The sequence below is a fragment of the Nocardioides sp. Soil774 genome, from assembly GCF_001428125.1.
In the GTDB taxonomy this organism is placed as follows: domain Bacteria; phylum Actinomycetota; class Actinomycetes; order Propionibacteriales; family Nocardioidaceae; genus Nocardioides.
This window is the reverse complement of sequence record NZ_LMSM01000008.1, coordinates 458,809-479,145: the sequence shown is the minus strand read 5'-3', so window position 1 is coordinate 479,145 and position 20,337 is coordinate 458,809. Positions and strand designations below refer to the sequence as shown.

Genomic DNA, 20,337 nt, shown 5'->3' with positions numbered 1-20,337 from the left:
GCTTGACTCGGAGCCATGGAACACGGTGCGGTGACCGACGAGGTCGAGGTCCGGTGCGGCCTGGGCGCAGCGACGCTGCTGCTCCTGGCCGCCGTCGGACCGGCGGGGTTCGACGGCGTCGCGCTCCTGCTCGTCGCGACGACCGTGCTGGCGCACTTCCTCGACGCCACCCGCGCCCTGCTCCTGGGCCTCACGGGCTGGGCCCTCGCCACGGGCTTCGCCGTCAACACCGCGGGCGAGCTGACCCTGGCACCGTGGGACGCGGTGCGCCTGGGCGTCTTCGTGCTGGTCGCCGCCGGCGTGGCGGCACGGCGGGAGCGGAGGTGACCGGCACCACGCTCGCTCCCGGGGGCACAATGAGGACCCCGCGATCCGCGGGCGGCGATGCGTCAGGAGGAGCGATGGTCCGCGGCAGCCTCAGCGAGCGGCGCCGTCTCGCCGGCTACGCGCTCGCCGTCATCGGGGCGGCAGCGCTGGTGGCGGTGCTCGTGCCGGTGCGCGAGCACCTCGGCCTGGCCAGTGACGCCCTGCTGTTCATGCTCCTGGTCGTCGGCAGCGCCCTGGTCGGTGGCCTGGGGCCGGCCCTGCTCGCCAGCGCGCTGAGCGCGGGGCTGCTCAACTTCTTCTTCACCGAGCCGTTCCACACCTTCCGTGTCCAGCAGGACACCGACGTCGTCGCGGTCCTGGTCTTCGCGGCCATCTCGGTCATGGTCGGCTGGGTCGTCGACCTCGCCGCCCGCCGAGCGTCCGCCGTACGCCAGGCGGCCGAGCTCGAGGCGGGCAACAAGCTGCGTACGGCGCTGCTCGTCGCCGTGGGCCACGACCTGCGCACCCCCCTCGCGACCGCGAAGGCGGTGGTCTCGGGACTCCGGTCCCCCGACGTGGTGATCGACCGCGCCGACCGCGACGAGCTCCTGGCCACGGCTGACGAGGCGCTCGACACGCTCGCAGCGCTGGTCGACAACCTGTTGGACCTCAGCAGGCTGCAAGCGGGCGCCATGCCGGTGCGCACCCGACCGTTCCCGCTGGAGGACGTCGTGGCGTCTGCGCTCGAGGACATCGTCGTCCGACGCCGCAGGGTCCTGGTCGACCTCCCCGACCACCTGCCGGAGGTCGTCGCGGACCCCGGACTGCTGGAGCGGGTGCTGGTCAACGTCGTCGCCAACGCCCAGCGGTTCGCCGTCGATCCGCCCGTCGTGCGCGCCGGCGGAAAGCAGGACCGCGTGGTCGTGCAGGTGGTCGACCACGGACCCGGCATCGCCGCCGCCGACCGTGAGCGCGTCTTCGTCCCGTTCCAGCGCCTGGGCGACACGACGCCCACGGGGCTCGGGCTCGGCCTCGCCCTGTCCCGCGGCCTCGTCGAGGCCATGGGCGGCACCATCGAGCTCACGGACACCGTCGGGGGCGGGCTCACCGTGGTCATCGACCTCCCGGGCGTCGCGGCCGCCCGCGCCGGGGAGCCGGTGTCGCCGTGAGTCGCATCCTCGTCGTGGACGACGAGCCCCAGATCGTCCGAGCCCTCGCCATCCACCTGCGGGCGAGGGGCTACGAGGTGGCCACGGCCAGCGACGGCACGGAGGCGCTGGAGGAGGCCGCCGCGCGGGTGCCCGACCTCGTCATCCTCGACCTCGGGCTGCCCGACCTGGACGGCGTCGACGTGATCACCGGCCTGCGCGGCTGGTCGAGCGTCCCCATCCTCGTGCTCTCGGGGCGTGCGGACAGCATCGACAAGGTCGACGCCTTCGACGCCGGCGCCGACGACTACGTGACGAAGCCCTTCGGGATGGACGAGCTGCTCGCGCGCCTGCGCGCCATGCTGCGGCGCAACGCCCCCGAGGGCGAGCAGCCGCGGGTGGAGTTCGGCGAGGCCTGCGTCGACCTGGCCGCCACGCGGGTGACGGTCCGTGGCGCGGAGGTGCGCCTGACCCCGACCGAGTGGCGGCTGCTCGAGCTCCTCGTGCGCCACCCCGGCAAGCTGATCAGCCAGCGCCAGATCCTCGACCAGGTGTGGGGGCCAGGCTACGAGAACGCGCAGGGCAACCTGAGGCTCTACATCGCCCAGCTGCGGCGCAAGCTCGAGGCCGAGCCATCGCGCCCGCGGCACCTGCGGACCGAGCCGGGGATGGGCTACCGCTTCGAGCCGTAGCGGCGATCCCGGCGCCCGGAGACGTGAAAGCCCGGTCGTTGTTGACGGGGGAAACAACAACGACCGGGCAAGGACAAATCTACTCCCGCGCAGAGCGCCCGCACAACCGTTGGCCCGGTTGTGTTCAACCCGTGTCCAAGCCGTGGAGCGGGGTGGGGCCCGGGTGGACCCCGGGTGGAATCGTCCCTCAGGCCCCGCCCTCAGCGGATGGTGACCTGGCGGTTGGCGAGGCCGGCGCGGGCCGAGCGCTCGGCCGCGGTCAGCTCGCCACCACCCAGGGCCTGCTCGAGGTCGGCGGCGAAGCGGGCGGCCGGCTCCTCGAGCACCTCGGCACCGGTGCCGAGGGGCAGGTCCCACACCGGGGCGAGCAGCCCGTGGGCGCGGAACATCCCGACGAAGCGCGACCCCTCGGCGACCGAGTCCTGGCCCGCCGCGTGGAGACGCGCGAGCGCGTCGAGGAGCTGGTCCTCGGGGTGCGGCATGACCCAGCGCAGGTGCTCCTTGGTGCTGACGTCGGTCCAGTACGCCGCCTCGACCGAGGTGAGCCGCGTGGTCGGCATGACGCCGGCGTTGGCCTGCTCGAGCGCCGCCTCCATGCTCGCGTCGCGGTCGGGGATGTCGTCGATCCAGTAGTCGAAGCCCTCGTGGACGGTGATGTCGAGCGAGGTGTCGCTGATGAGGTCCTGCAGGGAGGGCCCGTCACCGGGAGCGCTCATGAGTCCCACGATGCCCGGCTCCTCGGTCGCAAGGGCGAGCTCGAGGACCGCGCCGAGGTCGCGCGCGGGGTTGCCGTAGGAGTGCTGCACCTGGAGGCCGAGCCAGATGTCGCCGGAGTCGCGCACCATCGCCGGCGCCGCACCCGGCAGGAGGGTGGCGAGACGGACCGTGCGCCCACCCTCCTCGAGCGTGAGCGGAGCGGTCGCGGCGGGCACCAGCTCGCGCAGGGCGATGACGTCGCACTCGCTGGGCATGCCCTCGAAGGGACGGGCCACGAAGGTCGGGGCCGCGCCGCCGGCCGCGCCGTGGCAGGCCTTGTAGCGCTTGCCCGAGCCGCAGGGGCACGGCTGGCGGGGGCCGACCTCGCCGGCGGCGGGGGCGGACGGGGTGCGGTTGCGCGACTTCTTGGCCATGCCCGAACCCTAGTCGTCAGCGAGGGACGAGCGGACGGCGTGGGTGAGGGGGTCGAGCAAGCCCGCGACCGAGCTCGCGAGGTCGCGACGGCGCGTCGAGACCAGCGAGCACGCCTAGGCGTCGAGCAGCTCCAGCATGTAGCCCGGCCTGTCGCTGATCACGGCCGTCACGCCCAGGTCGAGGCAGAGCTCGAGGTCCTCGGCGGTGTTGACCGTCCACACGTGGATCTCTCGACCCTCCCTGACCAGGTGCCGCCCGAGCCCCGGGTGGGCGCGCAGCTCGTCGATGCCGGGGCCGATGATCCAGTCGTCGCCGACGACCGGGCGCAGCACGGGCCAGTGGTGTGCCTTCTCGACGAGCATCACGACGTCGAGCTCCGGCGCCAGCCGGCGCACCCGGCTGACGGCGTTCAGCGAGAAGCTCATCACCCGCGCCGGGGAGCCGGCACCGTCCCACCCGAAGTCGCCGAGCGCGTCCACCAGGCGACGCTCGACCAGGCCGCCGTAGCGGGTGGGGTGCTTGGTCTCGATCGCGAGCTCGACGTGGCGGTCGTAGTCGGCGACCGTCTCGAGCAGCTTGCGCAGGGTCAGCACCTTGCCGTCGGCCGGGTCGCGCTCCGGTGCCTCGTCGTCGAGGTCGGACCACGGGCTCTTCCACGAGGCGAAGTCGAGCTCGTCGAGCTCGGCGAGGTTCATCGTCGACACCAGCCCGACGGTGGACGCCGTACGCCTCAGGTCGCGGTCGTGGACGCACACGAGGTGGCCGTCGGCGGTCAACCGGACGTCGCACTCCAGCGCCTCCGCGCCCTCGTCGAGGGCCTTCACGTAGGCCGCGAGCGTGTGCTCCGCCGCCTCGTGGCTGCTCCCTCGGTGCGCGACCACCTGCGGTCGGGTGCGGGGCTCTCGGGCGCGGCGGATGCGCGGCGTACGACGCATGGAGCGAGCATGGCACGTCGGGCGGGGCGCGAGGTGCAGGCCGTCCCGGTCGGGGTCAGTGCACGTGGTCGCGCCAGTCGTCGGGCACCCGGCCCGCCGGCCCCGGCACGGGCTGGTCCTCGGGCCGGCTCTGCGGGTCGGCCAGACGGGGACCCGCGACACCGACCGAGCGGGCGAAGTCCCAGAACCAGTCCTCGCCCGGCTCGAAGCTCTGCATCACCGGGTGCCCGGTCACCTCGAAGTGGGCGGTCGCGTGCTGGGCGGGACTGCTGTCGCAGCACCCGACGTGGCCGCACTGCGCGCACCGGCGCAGGTGCACCCACCAGCCCCCGGACGCCTCGCACTCCACGCAGCCCGGACCGGACGGCGCCACCTCGGGGTCGATGCCTGCTGTCGTCATCACCCCAGAGTGCCCGCTCAGCGGCCGGCGAGGAACCCCGGCAGCCAGTGCGCCTCCCACGTGGGGACCTCCTGCTGCTCCTGGGCCGAGCGCCGCGGGGCCGCCGGGGCGGTGCGGTAGCGCCCGTCCTCACGCTCGAGGTAGTGGTAGTTCACCAGCTCGCGGCGCAGGTAGGCGAAGTCCTCGTGCACCCCGAGGAGCACCTCGTTGACCTCCTTCTCGGAGTAGTCGCGGCCAGGCTCGAAGCGCGACACCACCTCGAGCAGCACTGCGGCGCGCACCTTGCGCTTCGCCGGCACCCGCTCGATGCGCCCGTCGGTGAACAGCCGCCCCACCAGTCGCTGCTGCTCAGCCCGCGCGGCGTCGTACGCCTCCTGCTCGAGCGCTGCCCGGGCCGCCGTGTAGGTCTCGCCGGTCCCGGCCATGCGCGCACGCACGACCTGCTTGAAGTCCTTGTCCTTGGTCATCCTCGATCACCTTCGACTGCGCTGCGTCCCCAGTACGCCGCTGCAGCGGGCGTCGATGATGTGACAGGAGGTCTGCGTCCGAGGATCTGCTCCCCTTCGCCACCTCGCACGGACTGGGGCCGACGCGCGGGCTGGGCGCTGGACGGCGCCCTCGGCGTTGAGTCTCCCAGAGACTCAACCGCCAGGGCAAAGGAAATGCCGCGGGGGTTGACCGCCGGCGGGCCGATCGGTTCAGGTGGGTCCAGCGACGAGGCCATCGGGGGTCTCGCCACGACCACGGAGTCATGCCCATGCACCTCACCGTCCGCCGTCTCCTGCTCACCCTCCTCGCGGCGCTCGTCGTGACCACCGGCCTCGTCAGTCCCGCCTCGGCGGTGACCAAGCTGACCGACGCGCAGGCCGCCAGCCAGCTCTCGGCCTCCGGGATCACCCGCGTCTCCAGCGGCGGCTGCACCAGCCGCTACACCTCGACCTGCACGTCCTACGACCAGATCAACCAGGAGACCGTCAGCGGCATCAAGACCTTCCGCTCGATCAGCGGCTGCGCGATCACCATCACCGGCGGCACCGAGACCGGCCACGCGTCGGGCACCTACAGCCACTGGAACGGCTACAAGGTCGACGTCAGCCCCACCACCTGCGTGTCGAGCTACATCACCAGCCACTACGCCTACTACGGCGTGCGCAGCGACGGCGCCACGATGTACCGCGCTGCCTCGGGCAACATCTACGCCCGCGAGAGCAGCCACTGGGACATCACCTACTACACCTGCGGCTGCTGACCGCCCGCTGAAATTCCCCTGACGCCGGCGACGGCACGGCCCCACACTGGGGCCATGCCGTCGTCGAGCCAGTGGGCCGCGTTCCTCCTCGCCTCGTTCTTGTTCATCCAGGTGCCGGGGCCGAGCCTGCTCTTCACGATCGGCCGGGCCCTGACCGTCGGGCGCCGTGAGGCGCTGCTCTCGGTGGTGGGCAACGGCCTCGGTCTCCTCGCCCAGGTGGCCCTGGTCGCGGTGGGGCTCGGTGCGGTCGTCGCGGCCAGCGCGACGGCGTACACCGCGGTGAAGATGGCCGGTGCCGCCTACGTCGTGTGGCTGGGCGTGCAGGCCATCCGTCACCGCAGCGACGCGCGCCTGGCGATGGCCACCGCGACGCCCGTACGCCGCGGGCACCCGGTGCGGATCGGCTTCACGGTGGGTGCCACCAACCCCAAGACGATCGTGTTCTTCGTCGCCTTCCTGCCCCAGTTCGCCGACCCGACCGCATCGGTCGCGCTCCAGACGATGCTGCTGGGGCTGGTCTTCGGCACGATGGCCATCGCCTCCGACGGCGCCTGGGCACTGGCGGCCGGCAGTGCGCGCGACTGGTTCGCCCGACGACCGACACGGCTCGACGCGCTCAGCGCGACCGGGGGCACGATGATGATCGGGCTCGGCGCCACCATGCTCACCGTGGAGTGAGGGACGCCGCGGCGTCCTTGCTGCGCTTGCGCTTGTTGGCCGCCAGGCTGGTCGCGATGGTCACGGCCAGGATGCCGACGATGACGAACAGCGACATCAGCGTGGGCACGTCGGGGACCGACGGCCAGACCAGGTGCGCCCAGTGCAGCACCAGCTTGGCGCCGATGAAGCCGAGGATCGCGGCGAGGCCGTAGCTGAGGTGCTCCAGCGCGCCGAGCGCGCCCTCGAGGACGAAGTAGAGCGCGCGCAGGCCGAGCAGCGCGAAGGCGTTGGTGACGAAGACGAGGTAGGGGTCGCCGGTGATGCCGTAGACGGCCGGCACCGAGTCGACCGCGAAGACGACGTCGGTGGCGAAGACCGCGACGGTGACCAGCGCGAACGGCGTCAGGGCGCGGGCGCCGTTCTTGACGACGGTCAGCTTCGCGCCGTCGTAGTCGTCGCTCACGGGCATGAAGCGCTTCATCACCTTGACCACGCGCATGTCGGCGACCTCGACCTCGTGCTCCTGGCCGCGGACCGCGTCGCGCAGCAGCTTCACGCCGGTGAGCAGCAGGACCAGGCCGAAGACGAGGAAGACCCAGTCGAAGCGGGACAGCGCCGCCGCGCCGAGGGCGATGAAGATGCCGCGCAGCACGAGCGCGCCGACGATGCCGTAGAGCAGCACGCGCTGCTTGAGCACCTCGGGCACCGCGAACGCCGCGAGCAGCAGCATGAAGACGAAGAGGTTGTCGACGCTCAGCGTCTTCTCGACGAGGTAGCCGGTGTAGTACTCCAGCCCGCGGTCGCCGCCGTGGACGTTCCAGACGTAGAGGCCGAACGCCAGCGGCAGCGCGACGTAGAACGCCGACCAGCCGATGGCCTCCTTCATCGACACCTCGTGCGGGCGGCGCGTGGCGATGAAGTCGACGACGAGCAGGGCGAGCACCACGCCGATGGTGATGAACCACAGGGTGGGCGATGCGATGGACGACATGGGTCTCCTCAGGATCTTGTCTCCTGAGGTCTCCCCCGCCGCACCGGGTGCGGCCTCCGCCGGGGTGCCTGTCGAGGCACCGTACTGACCGACGGATGTTGGGTGGGGTACTCCCCTCGGGCCAAAGTGTAGTTGAACGAGCAAGAGACCGGTCAATACCGCGACGTAGGGTCGCGTCATGGAGAGCACACGGGACTACGACGTCGTCGTCATCGGCGGCGGACCGGCCGGGGAGAACGCGGCGCAGTACGCCGTCGAGGGCGTCGAGGTCGACGGCCGCGCAATGACCGCGGCGATCGTCGAGCGCGAGCTGCTCGGCGGCGAGTGCAGCTATTGGGCGTGCATGCCCAGCAAGGCGCTGCTGCGCCCGATCGCCGTCGCGGACACCACCGCGGACCTGCCCGGCGTCTCCACCGCACGGGTCGCGCCGAAGGCGCTGCTCGAGCGGCGCGACACCTGGGTCTCGCACTACGACGACGCCGGACAGGTCACGTGGGCGGAGGGGGCCGGCCTCGCGGTCCTGCGCGGCGACGCCCGCCTCGTCGGCGAGCGCACGGTGCGCGTCTCCTCCTCCGACGGCGACGTGGTGGTGCGCGCGCGTCACGCCGTGGTGATCGCGACCGGCAGCGAGGCCAGGGTGCCCGAGATGTACGCCGACGTCCTGCCGTGGGGCTCGCGCGACGCGACCGGCGTCGTCGAGGTGCCCGACCGGTTGGTCGTCGTCGGCGGTGGCGTGGTGGCCTGCGAGGCGGCCGTGTGGATGTCGGCGCTCGGCTCTCGGGTCACGATGGTGGTGCGCGACCGACGCCTCCTCGGCCGCACCGAGCCGTTCGCCGGCCAGGCGGTGCTCGAGGGCCTGCGGGCCCGGGGGGTGACGGTCCTGCTCGGCGCCGAGGTCAGCGACGTACGCCGTGAGTCGCCCGCCGCGACCGGCACCGGCAAGGTCCACGGCGGGGCGGTCACCCTGACCACGTCGGCCGGGGAGGTCGTGGGCGACGAGCTGCTCCTGTCGGTCGGGCGCTCCCCGCGGCTCGACGACCTCGGCCTCGAGTCGGTCGACCTCACCCCCGACGACGTCACCGGGGGCAGGCTGCCGGAGTGGCTCCACGTCGTCGGCGACGCCAGCGGCGGTCCGCCGCTCACCCACTGGGGCAAGCACCAGGCCCGCGTGGTCGGCGCCCGCATCGCCGCCGCGGCGACCGGCGAGGTGGCGTGGGAGCCCGACCGCGAGGCGCCCGTGCCCCAGGTCGTCTTCAGCGACCCCGAGGTCGCCAGCGTCGGCCTCACCGAGGCCGAGGCCCGCGAGGCGGGGCACGACGTCGTGACCACGCGCGTGGCGACCTCCTCGGCGTCAGGCGCCGCGCTGCTGCGCGACCACGTCGCCGGTGACTCCCAGCTGGTGGTCGACGCCGGCTCGCGGCTGCTGCTGGGCGCGACCTTCGTCGGCCCGGAGGCCGCCGAGCTGGTGCACGCCGCGACCGTGGCGATTGTCGGCGGGGTGCCGGTGCACGTGCTGCGCCACGCCGTCGCGTCGTACCCCACCGCCAGCGAGCTGTGGCTGCGGCTGCTGGAGGAGCTGCCGCGCTCCTTCCGGACGCCGCCGGCCTGAGGTCAGCCGCGCTCGCGCAGGTAGCGGCCGAAGTGGGGCACGGTGAAGGCGATCCGGCCGCGCTCGCCGGAGTAGACGAGCCCCTTCTTCAGCAGCGAGTCGCGCGCCGGCGACAGTGACTGCGGCTTCTTGCCCAGTGCCGCCGCGACGTCGGAGCTGAGCACCGCGTCACCCTCGACGTCGGTGCCCGCCGCGGCCTGCGCGACGGCCACGTCGGCCATCGCCATGAGGTAGTCGCGCTCCCCCGGCGTGGCGCGCTCGTAGCGCGAGCCGAAGAAGCCGACCGCGAGCTCAGACTCCGCCTCCGGCGCGGCGACCGCGACGTCGGCGGCGGTGATCGGCGAGCGTGGGGCGAGGTCCCACACGGCCTTGCCGTAGGCCTGGATGAAGTAGGGGTAGCCGCCGGTGGCGTCGTACATCGCGGCGAGGGCGTCGGGCTCGTAGGCCGCGTCCTCGTCAGCGGCCGGCGCCTCGAGCGCGCGGTCCGCGGCGTCGCGGGTGAGCCGGTCGATGCGCTGGTAGCGGAAGAGGCGCTCGCTGTAGGACTTGCTGGCGCTGAGCACCGCAGGCAGGTGCGGGAGGCCGGCGCCGACCACGATCACCGGCAGGCCCGACTGGCTGAGCTCGTGGCACGCCGCGCACAGCGCCGAGATGTCGTCGGGGCCGAGGTCCTGCATCTCGTCGATGAAGATGCCGACCCCCTTGCCGACGTCGGCCGCGAGCCCGCCCAGGTCGGTGAACAGCTCGACGAGGTCGATCTCGATGTCGCCGGAGTCGGCGCGCCCACGCACGGCCGGGGCGTCGATGCCGGGGCTCCACTGGTCCTTGAGCCTCGCGCTCGCGCCCGCGTCGCGGTGGGCGAAGGACTTCACCACGCCCAGCACGTGGTCGACCGAGTCGGCGTCGCGGTGCCCGAGCTCGCGCACCGCCTGGTGCAGCGCGCTGCTCAGCGGTCGGCGCAGGCCCTGCCCGGGCCGCGCCTCGAGCTTTCCGGTGCCCCACCCCTTGCGCACCGCCGTGCCGCGCAGCGCGTTGAGCAGCACCGTCTTGCCCACGCCGCGCAGACCGGTCAGGACCAGGCTGCGCTCGGGGCGCCCCTTGGCGACGCGCTCGAGGACGACGTCGAAGGCCGCGAGCTGCTCGTCGCGACCAGCGAGCTCGGGCGGGCGCTGGCCCGCGCCGGGAGCGTACGGGTTCCGGATGGGGTCCACGATCAGACGGTATCGGGGAATCTAGCGAGGCCCTTAGACCGCGGGATATTCCGCGAGTCGCGGCCGTCGCGATCCCCGGATATCCGGGGAAACTGGAGCCTCACCCCCGAAACTTCGCACTGGAACCTCGAGCTTCCCCGGATATCCGGGGAAACCAACGGGGAGCCGACGAGGCCGGAGGAGGCCCCCCGGGTCAGCCCGCCTGGACGGGCCGCTCGACGCGCTCGACCCGCTGGCGGGCCGCGTCGTACGCCTCGTCGAGCCCGCGCCGCAGCAGGGCGATCAGGTCAGGCACCTCGTCGGCGGAGAGCCGGAAGGTGCCGGCGCAGACGTTGTCGCGCCACAGCGACAGCACGACCAGCTGCGACTCCTGGTGCCAGGTCACGCGCAGCGAGCGGTCCTCGCCGCGCGGGTCAAGGAAGACCGCGCCGGTGCGGGGTAGGGGCTGCCGGGCCATGTTCCATTGTGACCCCGCCCACAAGGATCTGCCTAGACTCAGGCTCGTGCCCGAGCTCCCCGAGGTCGAAGCCCTCGTCCAGGACCTGCGCGGCCGCCTCGTCGGTCGCGCGATCAGCCGCGTCGACCTGGCCGCCTTCAGCGCCCTCAAGACCTTCGACCCCCCGCTGCACGCGCTGCACGGCACGCTGGTCGACGAGGTGAGCCGTCACGGCAAGTTCCTCGACATCGACGCCAGCGGCGTGCACCTCGTGATCCATCTCGCCCGCGCCGGCTGGATCCGGTGGCGCGACGAGGTGCCGGCGCTGCCGGCCCGGCCCAACAGCAAGAACCCGCTGGCGGCCCGGGTGGTGATCGACGACCCCGACCTCGAGGTCCAGCCGGGGCTCGACATCACCGAGGCCGGCACCCGCAAGGGGCTCGCGATCTACGTCGTGCGCGACCCGCAGGAGGTCGAGGGCATCGCCCGACTCGGCCCCGACCCGCTCTCCGACGACTTCACCATGGACGTGCTGCGCGACATCCTCGCCGCGGAGGGGCGCAAGCAGATCAAGGGCGTCATGCGCATGCAGTCGATCATCGCGGGCATCGGCAACGCCTACTCCGACGAGATCCTGCACGCCGCGCGGATGTCGCCGTTCAAGCCCGCCAACAGCCTCGAGGACGACGACCTCCGAACGTTGTACGACGCCATCCGCGGCACGCTGGGCGACGCGGTCGCCCGCTCGAGCGGTCTGGCGGCCAGCGAGCTCAAGGGCGAGAAGAAGAGCAACCTCGCCGTCCACGGCCGCACCGGCGAGAAGTGCCCGGTGTGCGGCGACGTGGTGCGCGAGGTGTCGTTCGCCGACTCGAGCCTGCAGTACTGCCCGACGTGCCAGACGGGCGGGAAGCCGCTCGCGGACCGACGGATGTCGCGGCTGCTGAAGTAGCGGGCGCAGACATGACGAAGGTGCCGGTCGGGCTCACCCCCGTGTAGTCCGACCGGCACCTGTCGCGTCAAGCCTAGCCTGACGCGCAGCCGATCGTCTCACGCAGTGGCGCTCTTGTCGCCCGACTTCTTGGAGAACCGCTCCCACGCAGCCTGGCGCGAGACGCCGAGCGTGCGCCCGATCTCGGCCCACGACACGTTGCGCGAGCGCAGCAGGTCGACCCACTCGTGCGCGAAGGCGTGGTTCTGCTCGGCCGAGGCGAGGATCTGCGGCAGCGATGCGAGCAGCTCGGTGTCGGTCATCGACTCCCACGGCATGGCATGGCGCGCAGCGGCATGCTTCTGCTCGTCGTGCAAGATCGCGTGGAAGTCGTCGATGCAGCCGGCGCAGATCTGGGCGCCGAGGCCGCCGATGAGGGGCACGTCGGTCCCCGGCCCGCCGCTCGCACCGCAGAACGAGCAGATCCTGCCCTCACGCGTGATCGCCATGGTCTCGCCTCCTGCGGCGATGCTACCCGGCCCGCCGCGGGCCGACCGGCGTACGCCGGATCCTCCCGGTCGCGCGGTCACTCGGTCGCGTCCGGCATCTGCGGCATCTGCGGCATCTCGAGGTCGTCGAGCGGGTTGCCGCAGGTCTTGGTGAGGTAGTCGGCGAAGGCCTGGGCCTGCTTCTGCGCCTCCTTCGAGGCGTCCGCCCCACCCTTCTCGAGCTCCTCGAGCTTGTCGATGTCGAAGTCGGCGGCGTCGATCTCGTCGGCCTGCGCCACGACCCTCTCGAAGCCGGCGCGCGCGTCGTCGGGGATGTCCTCGGGCGTGCCGACCTGCTCGAGCTCGTTGCCCCAGTCCTTGACCGCCTTGGCCATGTCCTCGTCGCTCGGCACCTGCGGGTCCGCCATGTCGTCGGGCATGAGGTCGGCGAACAGGCTGCTCTGGGTGTCGCAGAACTCCTTCTCGCTCGCGTCCGTCGGGGCGCCGCTGCCACCCCCGCAGGCGGAGGTGACGGCTCCGACCAGCAGGGCAGCGCTGGTCAGGGTGAGGCGGGTGCGGATGTGCATGGATTCCCCTTCGACGTCGACGCCGGGGTGCGTCGCTCCGTCCCTACCCTTGCGGGCCGCGCCTCAATCGTCCACCTGGAAGGCACCCGGCAGGGGCAGGCGCAGCGCACGCCCGAGGCGCTCGAGGTACTCCCCGCGCGGACGGCGTACGACGCCGAGCGAGGCCAGGTGGGGCGTCTGCCACTGCACGTCGAGCAGCCGGTGCTCGGCGTGCTCGTCGCGCAGGAGGTCGACCAGGGCGAGCAGCGCGACCTTGGAGGCGTCGCGCTCGTCGTGGAACATCGACTCACCCGCGAAGAGCCCGCCGACGCTGACGCCGTAGAGCCCACCGGCGAGCCGACCGTCGCGCCACGTCTCCACCGAGTGGGCCCACCCGAGCCGGTGCAGGCGGCCGTAGGCCTGCTGGAACGGCTCCGTGATCCACCCGTCCGGGCGCTCGGGACTGCCACACCGGGCGACCACCTCGTCGAAGCAGGTGTCGATGCGGATCTCGAAGTCGCGTGCCGAGCGACGCAGCGAGCGGGAGACCCGCATCGCGTCGAGCGGCAGCACGCCGCGCTCCACGGGCGAGAACCAGCCGAGGTGCTCCTCGCCGTCGAGCGTCACCGGCATCGGGAACAGCCCCAGGCTGTACGCGGTGACGAGCGTGCCGGCCTCGAGGTCGGCGCCGAGCGCGACCAGGTCGTCGTCGGGGTCCCACGTGGCGTGGTGCGGGAAGGCCCACGGCGTCGGAGCAGGACTGAGGGGCACCCTCGGCACGGTAGCGAACAACCCGTCGCGTGGCGCCCGGCGGTACGATCGAGCCATGGGCTTGAAGCAGACCGTCGGGCGCCAGCTCGCGCCGAAGATCCAGGAGCTCACCCCCGGGCTGAGCACCGGGTTCGTCCGCGAGGCGCTCAACCGCGCCATCGACGGCATCGGCCCCCTGGCGCCTGCCGCGGTGGCCGCCGACAAGCAGCTCGCCGAGCAGCGCGGCAATGTCGAGCGCGCGATCCACGAGGTCATCGAGAACAACGTCCGCATCGCCGGCGCCCAGGGCTTCGCCACCAACGTCGGCGGGCTGGTGACCATGGCGGTCGCGATCCCGGCCAACGTCACCGGTCTCGCGATCATCCAGTGCCGCATGGTCGCCGGCATCGCGCACCTGCGCGGCCACGACCTCACCGACCCGCGGGTGCGCAACGCCGTCCTGGCGCTGCTGCTCGGCGAGGAGAGCGTCACCGAGATGGTCAGGAAGAAGAAGCTGCCGGCCACCCCGATGGCGCTGGCCACCGCGCCCGTGCACGACCCGACGCTCGACGGCACGATCTCGGCGGTCGTCGCCTCCGACATCTTCACCCGCGTGGTCGGCAAGCGCCTGGCCACCACGGTCGGGCGCCGCGTGCCGATCGTCGGCGGCGTCGTGGGCGCCGGTGCCGACGGCTTCGCGACCTGGAAGGTCGGCCGCTACGCCGACCGCGAGCTGCTGCCGCGCCGGCGCTGACTCACGCCTCGGTGCGGGCCGCCCACTCCTCGGCCAGCAGCGCGTAGCCGACCTCGTCGAGCCAGCCGAGCTGGTGGTGCCACAGTGCCTGGCGCTCGAGCCGCTCCCGGCGCATCCCGGCCGCGTCGAGCACGCCCACCGACCCCGGGTTGTCGGCGTACGCCGCCGCGGTGACCCGGCGCAGGCCGAGGCCCTCGAAGCAGGCCTGCAGCAGGGCTCGGGCGGTCGCCGTCCCGATCCCCTGACGCGCGTGGCGCGGGTCGACGATGTAGCCGATCAGCCCGTCGGTGCCGGCTGGGGCGCCCGGTTGGCCGGGGCCGTCGACGACGTCGAGGAAGCCGATCGCCACGACCTGCCCGTCGCGCTCGACGACGCACGAGAACTCCGTCGGGCTGGTGGGCACTGCGAGCACCTCGCGGCGCAGGTCGTCGGGGTCGACGTGGGTGCGGACCATGAAGTGGTTGACGTCCGGGTCGTTGCGGAACGACAGGAGGGCCTCGAGGTCGGCCTCGACGGGGTCGCGGAGGAGCAGGTCGTCGATCCGGACGGGCCAGGGGCTGGGGCGCATGGGCGAAGGCTCGCACGACGTGCGTGGCCCTCGCGCGTGGGTTTCGCCCCGACCCGGCTCACGCGCGTGGGCCCGACCGCGCTGCGAGTGCGAGCGCCGCGGCCTTCGCGGACGGGCCGACGCCGGCCAGCGTGGCGGACGCCGGGCCGGTCCAGTCGCCGTAGCCGACCAGGTGCAGCCTCGGCTCGTCGAGCGCAGCGGTCCCCGACGGCCCACCCACCCGCACCCGACCCCGCTCGGTGTGGAGCGCCAGCGCCCGCAGGTGGCGCAGGGCCGGTCGGAAGCCGGTGCACCAGATGACGGCGTCGCACTCCAGCTCGGTGCCGTCGGCCCAGGCGACGCCGCTGGGTGTGAGGCGGGCGAACATCGGCCGCGCCCGCAGCACGCCCCGCGCGCGTGCGTCCTTGACCGCGGCGACCATGACGATGTCGCCGAGGCCGGCCACCCCGGCGTGCTCGCGCCCCTGCGCGAGCGCCTCGATGCGGGCCCGTGCGGTCGCGAAGAGCACGCGGCCGTCGACGTCGTCGGGCAGGAACCGGGGTTCGCGCTGGGTGACCCAGGTCGTCTCCGCGACCGTCGACACCTCGGCGAGGACCTGCGCCGCCGAGTTGCCCCCGCCGACGACGACCACCCTCTGCCCGGAGAAGTCCGAGGGCGTGCGGTAGTCCGCTGCGTGCAGCTGGCGACCGGCGTACGCAGCCATCCCCGGGTAGGTCGGCCAGAAGGGTCGCTCCCACGTGCCGGTCGCCGACACCACCCCTCGGGCGAGCACCGTCGTGCCGGGCGCCGAGACGATCAACCGGCCGGTCGGGTCACCGTCGGCGCGCGTGACCGAGCTGACGCGGTGGGGTCGCAGCACCTGCAGGTCGTAGCGCTGCTCGTAGCGGGTGAGGTAGTCCACGACGTGGTCGCGCGGCGGGAAGCCGCGCGTGGCGTCGTCCCACGGCGGCATCATCCAGCCCGGCAACGACGAGAAGCCGGCCGGCGAGAAGAGCCGGAGGCCCTCCCAGGTCCGCGGCCACGCACCGCCCGGGCGGTCGGCCGCGTCCACGATGACGAAGTCGCGTCCCGGCACCAGCCCGGCACGCCGCAGGTGGAAACCGGTGGCCAGGCCCGCCTGCCCGCCGCCGACCACGGCCACGTCGACCTCCATCTCGACCTCGACCTCGACGGCGTTCAGGTGCGGTGCCGCCCCTTCAGCCGGCGATAGGCGTCGAGGGTGCCGCGACCGGCGGGGCTGTCCTCGAGGGTCGTCACCACCTTGCGCCTCGCGCGGTGGCCCAGCGTCGCGCGGGCGCGCTCGAGCTCCTCGTGCGCCTCCCGCAGCTCCTCGTGCAGCCGCTCCTCCACCGCGCGGAGCCGCGCGGCCTCCACGAGCAGCGCGCTGATCGCGTCGAGCGCGGGCGGCAGGAGCTGGTCGGCCGCGGTGGTGTCGGGGTCGGTGAAGGTGCCGGGCTCGGGGCCGACGAGGTCGTCGAGCGAGCCCACGACGTCGTAGCCGCGCTCGGCGAGCACGGCGATCCAGCTGCGGGAGAGCTCGCGGGCCCAGGCGTGGTCATCGGGGGCGAGCCCGAGGCGCGCGGAGGCCACGCCGCGCGACAGGGTCTGGTGGGCCAGCACCTCGCGCACGAGGGGGCGGTAGTCGGGGGGCGCGATGATCGAGGTGACGCGCTGGTTGATCGTGCGCAGCAGCGAGGTCTCCGGCACGCCGAGCGAGGGGTTCTCCCGCTCGGCGGTGAGGTCGAGCGGCAGGTCGTCGAGGCCGAAGGTGCGCGAGAAGCGCCGCCACAGCTCGCCGCGGTCGGAGCCCGACGGGGGCAGCGTGACCAGGTGGACCCGCTCGGGCGGCAGGGAGCTGCCCCACCGCTCGAGGATGTCGGGCAGCTCCTGCACCGCCCAGAACCACGACCCGATCCGCGAGCCGCGCTCGGGGTCGCGGATCGTCTCGAGGAAGCGGGCGTAGGTGACGTGGCTGCGGTGCTTGACGTTCTCCTGCCACTCCGCGGGGATCTGGCGCACCAGGTCGCGCGCCGACAGCACGAGGTGGACCTCGGCGTCGCCCAGGGAGGCGAGGGCGCGCTCGACCTGGAGCGGTGTGGCGCGGGCGAAGATCTCGTGGCTGATGATCGCGGTGCCGTGCCACTCCCGCACCTGCGCGGCCAGCCGGTCCCACGCGCCGACGGCCTCGGTCTCGATGCCGCCCCAGGGCAGGGTCATCAGGTCGAGCGCGGCGAGGAAGTGGGCGTCGAAGCGGTCGGCGGGGTAGAGGATGTCGTGCTCGCGCAGCATCGACTGGTTGCGGAAGAGCACGTCCTGGAGGTAGGACGTGCCGGTCTTGGGGCAGCCCACGTGCAGCAGCACTCGCCTGCTCACCGCTCCACCTGCTTCCCTGGCCGCTTCCCTGTGCGCCACGCCGGGTCGACGATCATCCTGATCGCCAGGTCCAGCACCTGCTCGTCGTCGGCGCCGGTCGGGGCGGCCGACGGGCCGCGCGGCGCGAGGTCGGCGAGGTCGCCGACGACAGGGTAGCCAGCCCGCGTCAGGGTGCGCGTCATCCGTGCCGCGGACGCGGCCACCCAGGCGTGCTCCCGCTCCGGTACGCCGACCGGCGCGGTGCCGGTGTCGGGGATCCGCCGCTGCAGGGTGCGCATCAGCGCCGGCCGCTCGTGGGCGGGGACGCGCAGCCCGACGACCGCGGCCACCCGTCGCGCCAGCTCGGCCTGGTCGGCGCCCGGCACCCGCACGGGCGGCAGTGACCGGACCCCGACCTGGCGGGGCAGCCGCTCGACGTCGGTGACGACGCGGACGAAGGGCCGGCGCGCGCCCCAACGGCGTACGGAGTCGGGGAGGTCGGCGCGCGCGGGGAGCTGGTCGCGCTCGCGCCAGAAGCGCAGCCACTCCGCCCACGGCTTGCTGCCGTGCTCGAAGCAGCGCTGGGTCCAGGTGTGGGCGAGCAGGTCGTCGAGCGGGGCACCCAGCGCGACCACGAACGGCCGCGGGCCGCCCTCGGGGCGACCGAGGCCGCGCAGGTGCTCGCGCAGCGAGGTCGCCACGACGGGATCGCCCACCAGCCGGTAGCGGCGACGCCACGGGCGCGCCCAGCGCGAGCGCACCGGGTCCGCGCCGAGCGCCACGAGGTCGTCGGCCAGCAGCACGCTCGCCACGCGCAGCAGCTCGTGGGCGCCCACCGCGGCCGGGTCGACCGGGGCGGGGCCGAAGCCGGGGACGGGGAGCCCGACCAGCGGCAGGTCGGCCTTGCCGCGGCCGGCGGCCGAGGTCGTCAGCACGCGGTCGGCGAGCCGCCGGCGTTCCGGCCCGGCCGTGCCGCCCGCCAGGTTGATGCGGCGCAGCAGCTCGAGCTGCTGGGCGCCCGGCAGCACCTGGCGCGACCCCTGGTCACCCGCGGCGGGGATGCCGGCGGCCCACGCCAGCCACGGCGTCGTACCGCCCTCGCGCAGGTGCTCGACCCAGCTCGCGGCGGGGCCGGAGGAGGCGCGGGTCAACGGTCGCGCAACCGGCGGGCGGTCTCGCGGATCCGACCGCTGACCGAGTCGGTGGAGGCGCGGTTGGCCGCCTCCTGCGTCATCACCGTCAGCGCGTCGAGCGCGGCGCCCAGCTCGAGCTTGGCCCGCACGCGGTCGGGGTTCTTCCACTGCTCGTCCTCGGCGGGACGGCGTGGGCGCAGGTCCTCCACGTCGCCGACCACGTCGACGCCGCTGCCCTTGATCCACTCGATCCAGGCCTCGGCGCGCTCCTCGGCGAAGCCGTAGCGCTCCGGGGGGAGCCGCACCGGGATCGCCGTGCGCGAGACGAGCACCTCCTGGGCCAGCACCTCGCGGATCAGGTTGTCGTAGGCCGGCTCGCGCCAGACGCCGAGCTCGAGACGGCGGTTGAGCTTGCGCAGCAGGGAGGTCTCGGCGATGCCCAGCGAGCGGTTGTCGCGCTCGGAGTCGAGCGGCGCCCACGCCGGGTCGATGCTGAAGGCGCGGCAGAAGCGCAGCCACAGCTCGTCGCCGTTGGGGCCGCGGTCGTGCGGGACCGTGACGACGTGCACCCGCTCGGGGGGCAGCTTGGCGCCCCAGCGGCCCAGCACCGAGGGCAGGTCCATCGCGTTGAACATCCACGTCTGGCCGCGCTCGACCTTGGTCAGGAAGCGCTTGAACGGCCACTTGCGCCCCTGCTTGATCGACTCCTGCCACGCGGCGGGCAGCTGCCGGCCGAGGTCGCGCGCGGAGTAGACGACGTGGATCTCGTTGCCCGCGAGGTCGTTCATGGCCCGCGCGATCTTGTCGGGCTTGGCCCCGGCGAGGATCTCGTGGCTGATCACCACGTTGCCCTCGGCCCGGTTGACCCGCTTGACCATCGCGTCCCACGCGCCCTTGGCGTGCCCGGGAGTGCCGCCCCAGTCCTGCTCGAGCAGGTCGAGCGCGGCGCGGAAGTGGAACATGTCCGAGCGGCTGCCCCGCGGCGAGGGGACGGTGACGCCGTGCCGCGCGAGCGATGCGGCGTTGAGCAGCAGCCGGTCCTGGAGGTAGGTCGTCCCGGTCTTGGGGGCGCCGATGTGGAGGTGGACGACGCGGCTCATGCGGGCGATTGTGCCAGTCCCGCACCCAGTGCTCGTACGACGGCACTCGGGCTCGGGCGACCGAGGCGGCCGGCCATCCACACGCTCGTCGACACCACGGCGTCGAGGTCGACCCCATGGTCGATGCCGAGGCCGGTCAGCATCCACACGAGGTCCTCGGTGGCGAGGTTGCCCGTCGCCGACTTCGCGTAGGGGCAGCCGCCGAGGCCGCCCGCGCTGGCGTCGAAGGTGGTGATGCCGGCCTGGAGGGCCGAGAAGGTGTTGGCGAGCGCCTGGCCGTAGGTGTCGTGGAAGTGCATGGCCAGCCGGTCGGTGCCGACCCCCGCCTCGGCGAAGGCCGCGACGAGCGCCTGCACGTGCCCCGCGGTGGCGACGCCGATGGTGTCGCCGATGCTGAGCTGGCTGGCGCCGAGGTCGAGCAGCCGGGTGCCGGCGGTGACGACCTGCTCGACCGGCACGGCCCCCTCCCACGGGTCGCCGAAGCACATCGAGACGTAGGCGCGCACGTCCATGCCGGCCTCGCGGGCGCGGGCGACCGTGGGCTCGAACATCGCGAACTGCTCGTCGAAGGTGCGGTTGAGGTTCTTGGACGCGAAGGTCTCGGTCGCGCTGCCGAAGATGGCGATGTGCTCGAGGCCGAGCTCCAGCGCGCGGTCGAGGCCGCGCTCGTTGGGCACGAGCACCGGCAGGTGCCGCCCGGCCTCGCCGAGGTCGGCCATCAGCTCTGCGGCGTCGGCCAGCTGCGGCACCCACCGCGGGTGCACGAACGAGGTCGCCTCGACGATCGGGAGGCCGGCGGCGACGAGGCGGCGTACGAACTCGGCCTTGACCTCGATCGGCACGATCGCCTGCTCGTTCTGCAGGCCGTCGCGCGGGCCGACCTCGTAGATCGTGACCCGCTCGGGCAGGCCGTCGGCGCGCACGGTCATG

Annotated in this window: 24 protein-coding genes; 8 read left to right on the top strand and 16 right to left on the bottom strand. The window is 73.3% G+C overall.

What is annotated here, in order from left to right; all coding sequences use genetic code 11:
• The first annotated feature begins 15 nt into the window (after nucleotides 1-15).
• The 3 genes from ASG76_RS13590 (at nucleotide 16) to ASG76_RS13580 (ending at nucleotide 2,146) form a co-directional block, all read left to right on the top strand.
• Nucleotides 16-327, top strand: coding sequence for a hypothetical protein (locus ASG76_RS13590; RefSeq protein WP_056604145.1), 312 nt, complete (start codon nucleotides 16-18; stop codon nucleotides 325-327).
• A gap of 74 nt (nucleotides 328-401) precedes the next feature.
• Nucleotides 402-1,475, top strand: coding sequence for a DUF4118 domain-containing protein (locus ASG76_RS13585; protein ID WP_056604142.1), 1,074 nt, complete (start codon nucleotides 402-404; stop codon nucleotides 1,473-1,475).
• Nucleotides 1,472-2,146 (top strand): response regulator, encoded by a 675-nt coding sequence (locus ASG76_RS13580; protein ID WP_056604139.1) that lies wholly within the window; start codon nucleotides 1,472-1,474, stop codon nucleotides 2,144-2,146. The genes ASG76_RS13585 and ASG76_RS13580 overlap by 4 nt, the downstream gene beginning before the upstream one ends.
• 200 nt (nucleotides 2,147-2,346) lie before the next feature.
• Here the strand turns inward: ASG76_RS13580 and ASG76_RS13575 are convergent, their stop codons facing one another.
• The 4 genes from ASG76_RS13575 to ASG76_RS13560 form a co-directional block, all read right to left on the bottom strand.
• Nucleotides 2,347-3,276 (bottom strand): DUF5926 family protein, encoded by a 930-nt coding sequence (locus tag ASG76_RS13575; protein WP_056604136.1) that lies wholly within the window; start codon nucleotides 3,274-3,276, stop codon nucleotides 2,347-2,349.
• A 114-nt stretch (nucleotides 3,277-3,390) separates the two neighbouring features.
• Entirely contained in the window at nucleotides 3,391-4,212 is an 822-nt protein-coding gene (locus ASG76_RS13570; protein WP_056604133.1) for a glycerophosphodiester phosphodiesterase family protein, read from the bottom strand.
• A 55-nt stretch (nucleotides 4,213-4,267) separates the two neighbouring features.
• On the bottom strand, nucleotides 4,268-4,612 hold the full coding sequence (locus ASG76_RS13565) for a UBP-type zinc finger domain-containing protein (protein ID WP_056604130.1): 345 nt from the start codon (nucleotides 4,610-4,612) through the stop codon (nucleotides 4,268-4,270).
• Between the two features lie 17 nt (nucleotides 4,613-4,629).
• Nucleotides 4,630-5,079, bottom strand: a complete 450-nt coding sequence (locus ASG76_RS13560) for a DUF2087 domain-containing protein (protein ID WP_056604127.1) — start codon at nucleotides 5,077-5,079, stop codon at nucleotides 4,630-4,632.
• A 290-nt stretch (nucleotides 5,080-5,369) separates the two neighbouring features.
• On the opposite strand from ASG76_RS13560, the gene ASG76_RS13555 reads away from it, so the two are divergent.
• Entirely contained in the window at nucleotides 5,370-5,861 is a 492-nt protein-coding gene (locus tag ASG76_RS13555; protein WP_200948171.1) for a hypothetical protein, read from the top strand.
• Between the two features lie 54 nt (nucleotides 5,862-5,915).
• Nucleotides 5,916-6,539, top strand: coding sequence for a LysE family translocator (locus ASG76_RS13550; RefSeq protein ID WP_056604121.1), 624 nt, complete (start codon nucleotides 5,916-5,918; stop codon nucleotides 6,537-6,539).
• Here ASG76_RS13550 and ASG76_RS13545 read toward each other — a convergent pair.
• Nucleotides 6,526-7,512 (bottom strand): TerC/Alx family metal homeostasis membrane protein, encoded by a 987-nt coding sequence (locus tag ASG76_RS13545; RefSeq protein ID WP_056604118.1) that lies wholly within the window; start codon nucleotides 7,510-7,512, stop codon nucleotides 6,526-6,528. The genes ASG76_RS13550 and ASG76_RS13545 overlap by 14 nt on opposite strands.
• Before the next feature lie 178 nt (nucleotides 7,513-7,690).
• On the opposite strand from ASG76_RS13545, the gene ASG76_RS13540 reads away from it, so the two are divergent.
• Nucleotides 7,691-9,121, top strand: a complete 1,431-nt coding sequence (locus tag ASG76_RS13540; RefSeq protein ID WP_056604115.1) for a dihydrolipoyl dehydrogenase family protein — start codon at nucleotides 7,691-7,693, stop codon at nucleotides 9,119-9,121.
• A 2-nt stretch (nucleotides 9,122-9,123) separates the two neighbouring features.
• On the opposite strand, the gene ASG76_RS13535 is transcribed toward ASG76_RS13540, so the two are convergent.
• Nucleotides 9,124-10,332, bottom strand: coding sequence for an ATP-binding protein (locus tag ASG76_RS13535; RefSeq protein ID WP_056604112.1), 1,209 nt, complete (start codon nucleotides 10,330-10,332; stop codon nucleotides 9,124-9,126).
• A 193-nt stretch (nucleotides 10,333-10,525) separates the two neighbouring features.
• Complete coding sequence (locus ASG76_RS13530) at nucleotides 10,526-10,789, bottom strand: hypothetical protein (RefSeq protein ID WP_056604109.1); 264 nt, start codon at nucleotides 10,787-10,789, stop codon at nucleotides 10,526-10,528.
• A 46-nt stretch (nucleotides 10,790-10,835) separates the two neighbouring features.
• Here ASG76_RS13530 and ASG76_RS13525 point away from each other — a divergent pair, with 46 nt between their 5' ends.
• Nucleotides 10,836-11,717, top strand: a complete 882-nt coding sequence (locus ASG76_RS13525; RefSeq protein WP_056604105.1) for an Fpg/Nei family DNA glycosylase — start codon at nucleotides 10,836-10,838, stop codon at nucleotides 11,715-11,717.
• Between the two features lie 98 nt (nucleotides 11,718-11,815).
• Here the strand turns inward: ASG76_RS13525 and ASG76_RS13520 are convergent, their stop codons facing one another.
• The 3 genes from ASG76_RS13520 to aat form a co-directional block, all read right to left on the bottom strand.
• Nucleotides 11,816-12,205: a ClpX C4-type zinc finger protein gene (locus tag ASG76_RS13520; protein WP_056604102.1), complete on the bottom strand. Its 390-nt coding sequence runs from the start codon at nucleotides 12,203-12,205 to the stop codon at nucleotides 11,816-11,818.
• A gap of 77 nt (nucleotides 12,206-12,282) precedes the next feature.
• A complete protein-coding gene (locus ASG76_RS13515) occupies nucleotides 12,283-12,771 on the bottom strand; it encodes a hypothetical protein (RefSeq protein WP_056604099.1) in 489 nt (162 codons plus the stop codon).
• Between the two features lie 63 nt (nucleotides 12,772-12,834).
• Nucleotides 12,835-13,521, bottom strand: a complete 687-nt coding sequence (gene aat, locus ASG76_RS13510; protein ID WP_056604096.1) for a leucyl/phenylalanyl-tRNA--protein transferase — start codon at nucleotides 13,519-13,521, stop codon at nucleotides 12,835-12,837.
• A gap of 55 nt (nucleotides 13,522-13,576) precedes the next feature.
• On the opposite strand from aat, the gene ASG76_RS13505 reads away from it, so the two are divergent.
• Nucleotides 13,577-14,254: an EcsC family protein gene (locus ASG76_RS13505; protein ID WP_056604093.1), complete on the top strand. Its 678-nt coding sequence runs from the start codon at nucleotides 13,577-13,579 to the stop codon at nucleotides 14,252-14,254.
• Between the two features lies 1 nt (nucleotide 14,255).
• Here the strand turns inward: ASG76_RS13505 and ASG76_RS13500 are convergent, their stop codons facing one another.
• The 6 genes from ASG76_RS13500 to ASG76_RS13475 are packed head-to-tail and all read right to left on the bottom strand — an operon-like array spanning nucleotide 14,256 to nucleotide 20,336.
• The gene (locus ASG76_RS13500) at nucleotides 14,256-14,822 is read right to left on the bottom strand and encodes a GNAT family N-acetyltransferase (protein ID WP_056604091.1); all 567 of its coding nucleotides are present in this window, start codon (nucleotides 14,820-14,822) and stop codon (nucleotides 14,256-14,258) included.
• 58 nt (nucleotides 14,823-14,880) lie between these two features.
• The gene (locus tag ASG76_RS13495) at nucleotides 14,881-15,975 is read right to left on the bottom strand and encodes an ArsO family NAD(P)H-dependent flavin-containing monooxygenase (RefSeq protein ID WP_056604088.1); all 1,095 of its coding nucleotides are present in this window, start codon (nucleotides 15,973-15,975) and stop codon (nucleotides 14,881-14,883) included.
• A 23-nt stretch (nucleotides 15,976-15,998) separates the two neighbouring features.
• A complete protein-coding gene (locus ASG76_RS13490; protein WP_056604084.1) occupies nucleotides 15,999-17,195 on the bottom strand; it encodes a hypothetical protein in 1,197 nt (398 codons plus the stop codon).
• Nucleotides 17,192-18,325, bottom strand: coding sequence for a hypothetical protein (locus ASG76_RS13485; RefSeq protein ID WP_056604082.1), 1,134 nt, complete (start codon nucleotides 18,323-18,325; stop codon nucleotides 17,192-17,194). The genes ASG76_RS13490 and ASG76_RS13485 overlap by 4 nt, the downstream gene beginning before the upstream one ends.
• On the bottom strand, nucleotides 18,322-19,407 hold the full coding sequence (locus tag ASG76_RS13480; RefSeq protein WP_056604079.1) for a hypothetical protein: 1,086 nt from the start codon (nucleotides 19,405-19,407) through the stop codon (nucleotides 18,322-18,324). The genes ASG76_RS13485 and ASG76_RS13480 overlap by 4 nt, the downstream gene beginning before the upstream one ends.
• Nucleotides 19,404-20,336, bottom strand: coding sequence for a hydroxymethylglutaryl-CoA lyase (locus ASG76_RS13475; RefSeq protein WP_056604076.1), 933 nt, complete (start codon nucleotides 20,334-20,336; stop codon nucleotides 19,404-19,406). Before ASG76_RS13475 ends, ASG76_RS13480 begins: the two co-directional genes overlap by 4 nt.
• Between the last annotated feature and the right edge of the window lies 1 nt (nucleotide 20,337).

Bases quoted from the DNA above. Each gene is read 5' to 3' on its own strand.
- ASG76_RS13590 (WP_056604145.1), top strand. From the start codon at position 16: ATGGAACACGGTGCGGTGACCGACGAGGTCGAGGTCCGGTGCGGCCTG.
- ASG76_RS13585 (WP_056604142.1), top strand. From the start codon at position 402: ATGGTCCGCGGCAGCCTCAGCGAGCGGCGCCGTCTCGCCGGCTACGCG.
- ASG76_RS13575 (WP_056604136.1), bottom strand. From the start codon at position 3,276: ATGGCCAAGAAGTCGCGCAACCGCACCCCGTCCGCCCCCGCCGCCGGC.
- ASG76_RS13570 (WP_056604133.1), bottom strand. From the start codon at position 4,212: ATGCGTCGTACGCCGCGCATCCGCCGCGCCCGAGAGCCCCGCACCCGA.
- ASG76_RS13565 (WP_056604130.1), bottom strand. From the start codon at position 4,612: ATGACGACAGCAGGCATCGACCCCGAGGTGGCGCCGTCCGGTCCGGGC.
- ASG76_RS13560 (WP_056604127.1), bottom strand. From the start codon at position 5,079: ATGACCAAGGACAAGGACTTCAAGCAGGTCGTGCGTGCGCGCATGGCC.
- ASG76_RS13555 (WP_200948171.1), top strand. From the start codon at position 5,370: ATGCACCTCACCGTCCGCCGTCTCCTGCTCACCCTCCTCGCGGCGCTC.
- ASG76_RS13550 (WP_056604121.1), top strand. From the start codon at position 5,916: ATGCCGTCGTCGAGCCAGTGGGCCGCGTTCCTCCTCGCCTCGTTCTTG.
- ASG76_RS13545 (WP_056604118.1), bottom strand. From the start codon at position 7,512: ATGTCGTCCATCGCATCGCCCACCCTGTGGTTCATCACCATCGGCGTG.
- ASG76_RS13540 (WP_056604115.1), top strand. From the start codon at position 7,691: ATGGAGAGCACACGGGACTACGACGTCGTCGTCATCGGCGGCGGACCG.
- ASG76_RS13530 (WP_056604109.1), bottom strand. From the start codon at position 10,789: ATGGCCCGGCAGCCCCTACCCCGCACCGGCGCGGTCTTCCTTGACCCG.
- ASG76_RS13520 (WP_056604102.1), bottom strand. From the start codon at position 12,205: ATGGCGATCACGCGTGAGGGCAGGATCTGCTCGTTCTGCGGTGCGAGC.
- ASG76_RS13515 (WP_056604099.1), bottom strand. From the start codon at position 12,771: ATGCACATCCGCACCCGCCTCACCCTGACCAGCGCTGCCCTGCTGGTC.
- ASG76_RS13505 (WP_056604093.1), top strand. From the start codon at position 13,577: ATGGGCTTGAAGCAGACCGTCGGGCGCCAGCTCGCGCCGAAGATCCAG.
- ASG76_RS13500 (WP_056604091.1), bottom strand. From the start codon at position 14,822: ATGCGCCCCAGCCCCTGGCCCGTCCGGATCGACGACCTGCTCCTCCGC.
- ASG76_RS13495 (WP_056604088.1), bottom strand. From the start codon at position 15,975: ATGGAGGTCGACGTGGCCGTGGTCGGCGGCGGGCAGGCGGGCCTGGCC.
- ASG76_RS13480 (WP_056604079.1), bottom strand. From the start codon at position 19,407: ATGAGCCGCGTCGTCCACCTCCACATCGGCGCCCCCAAGACCGGGACG.
- ASG76_RS13475 (WP_056604076.1), bottom strand. From the start codon at position 20,336: ATGACCGTGCGCGCCGACGGCCTGCCCGAGCGGGTCACGATCTACGAG.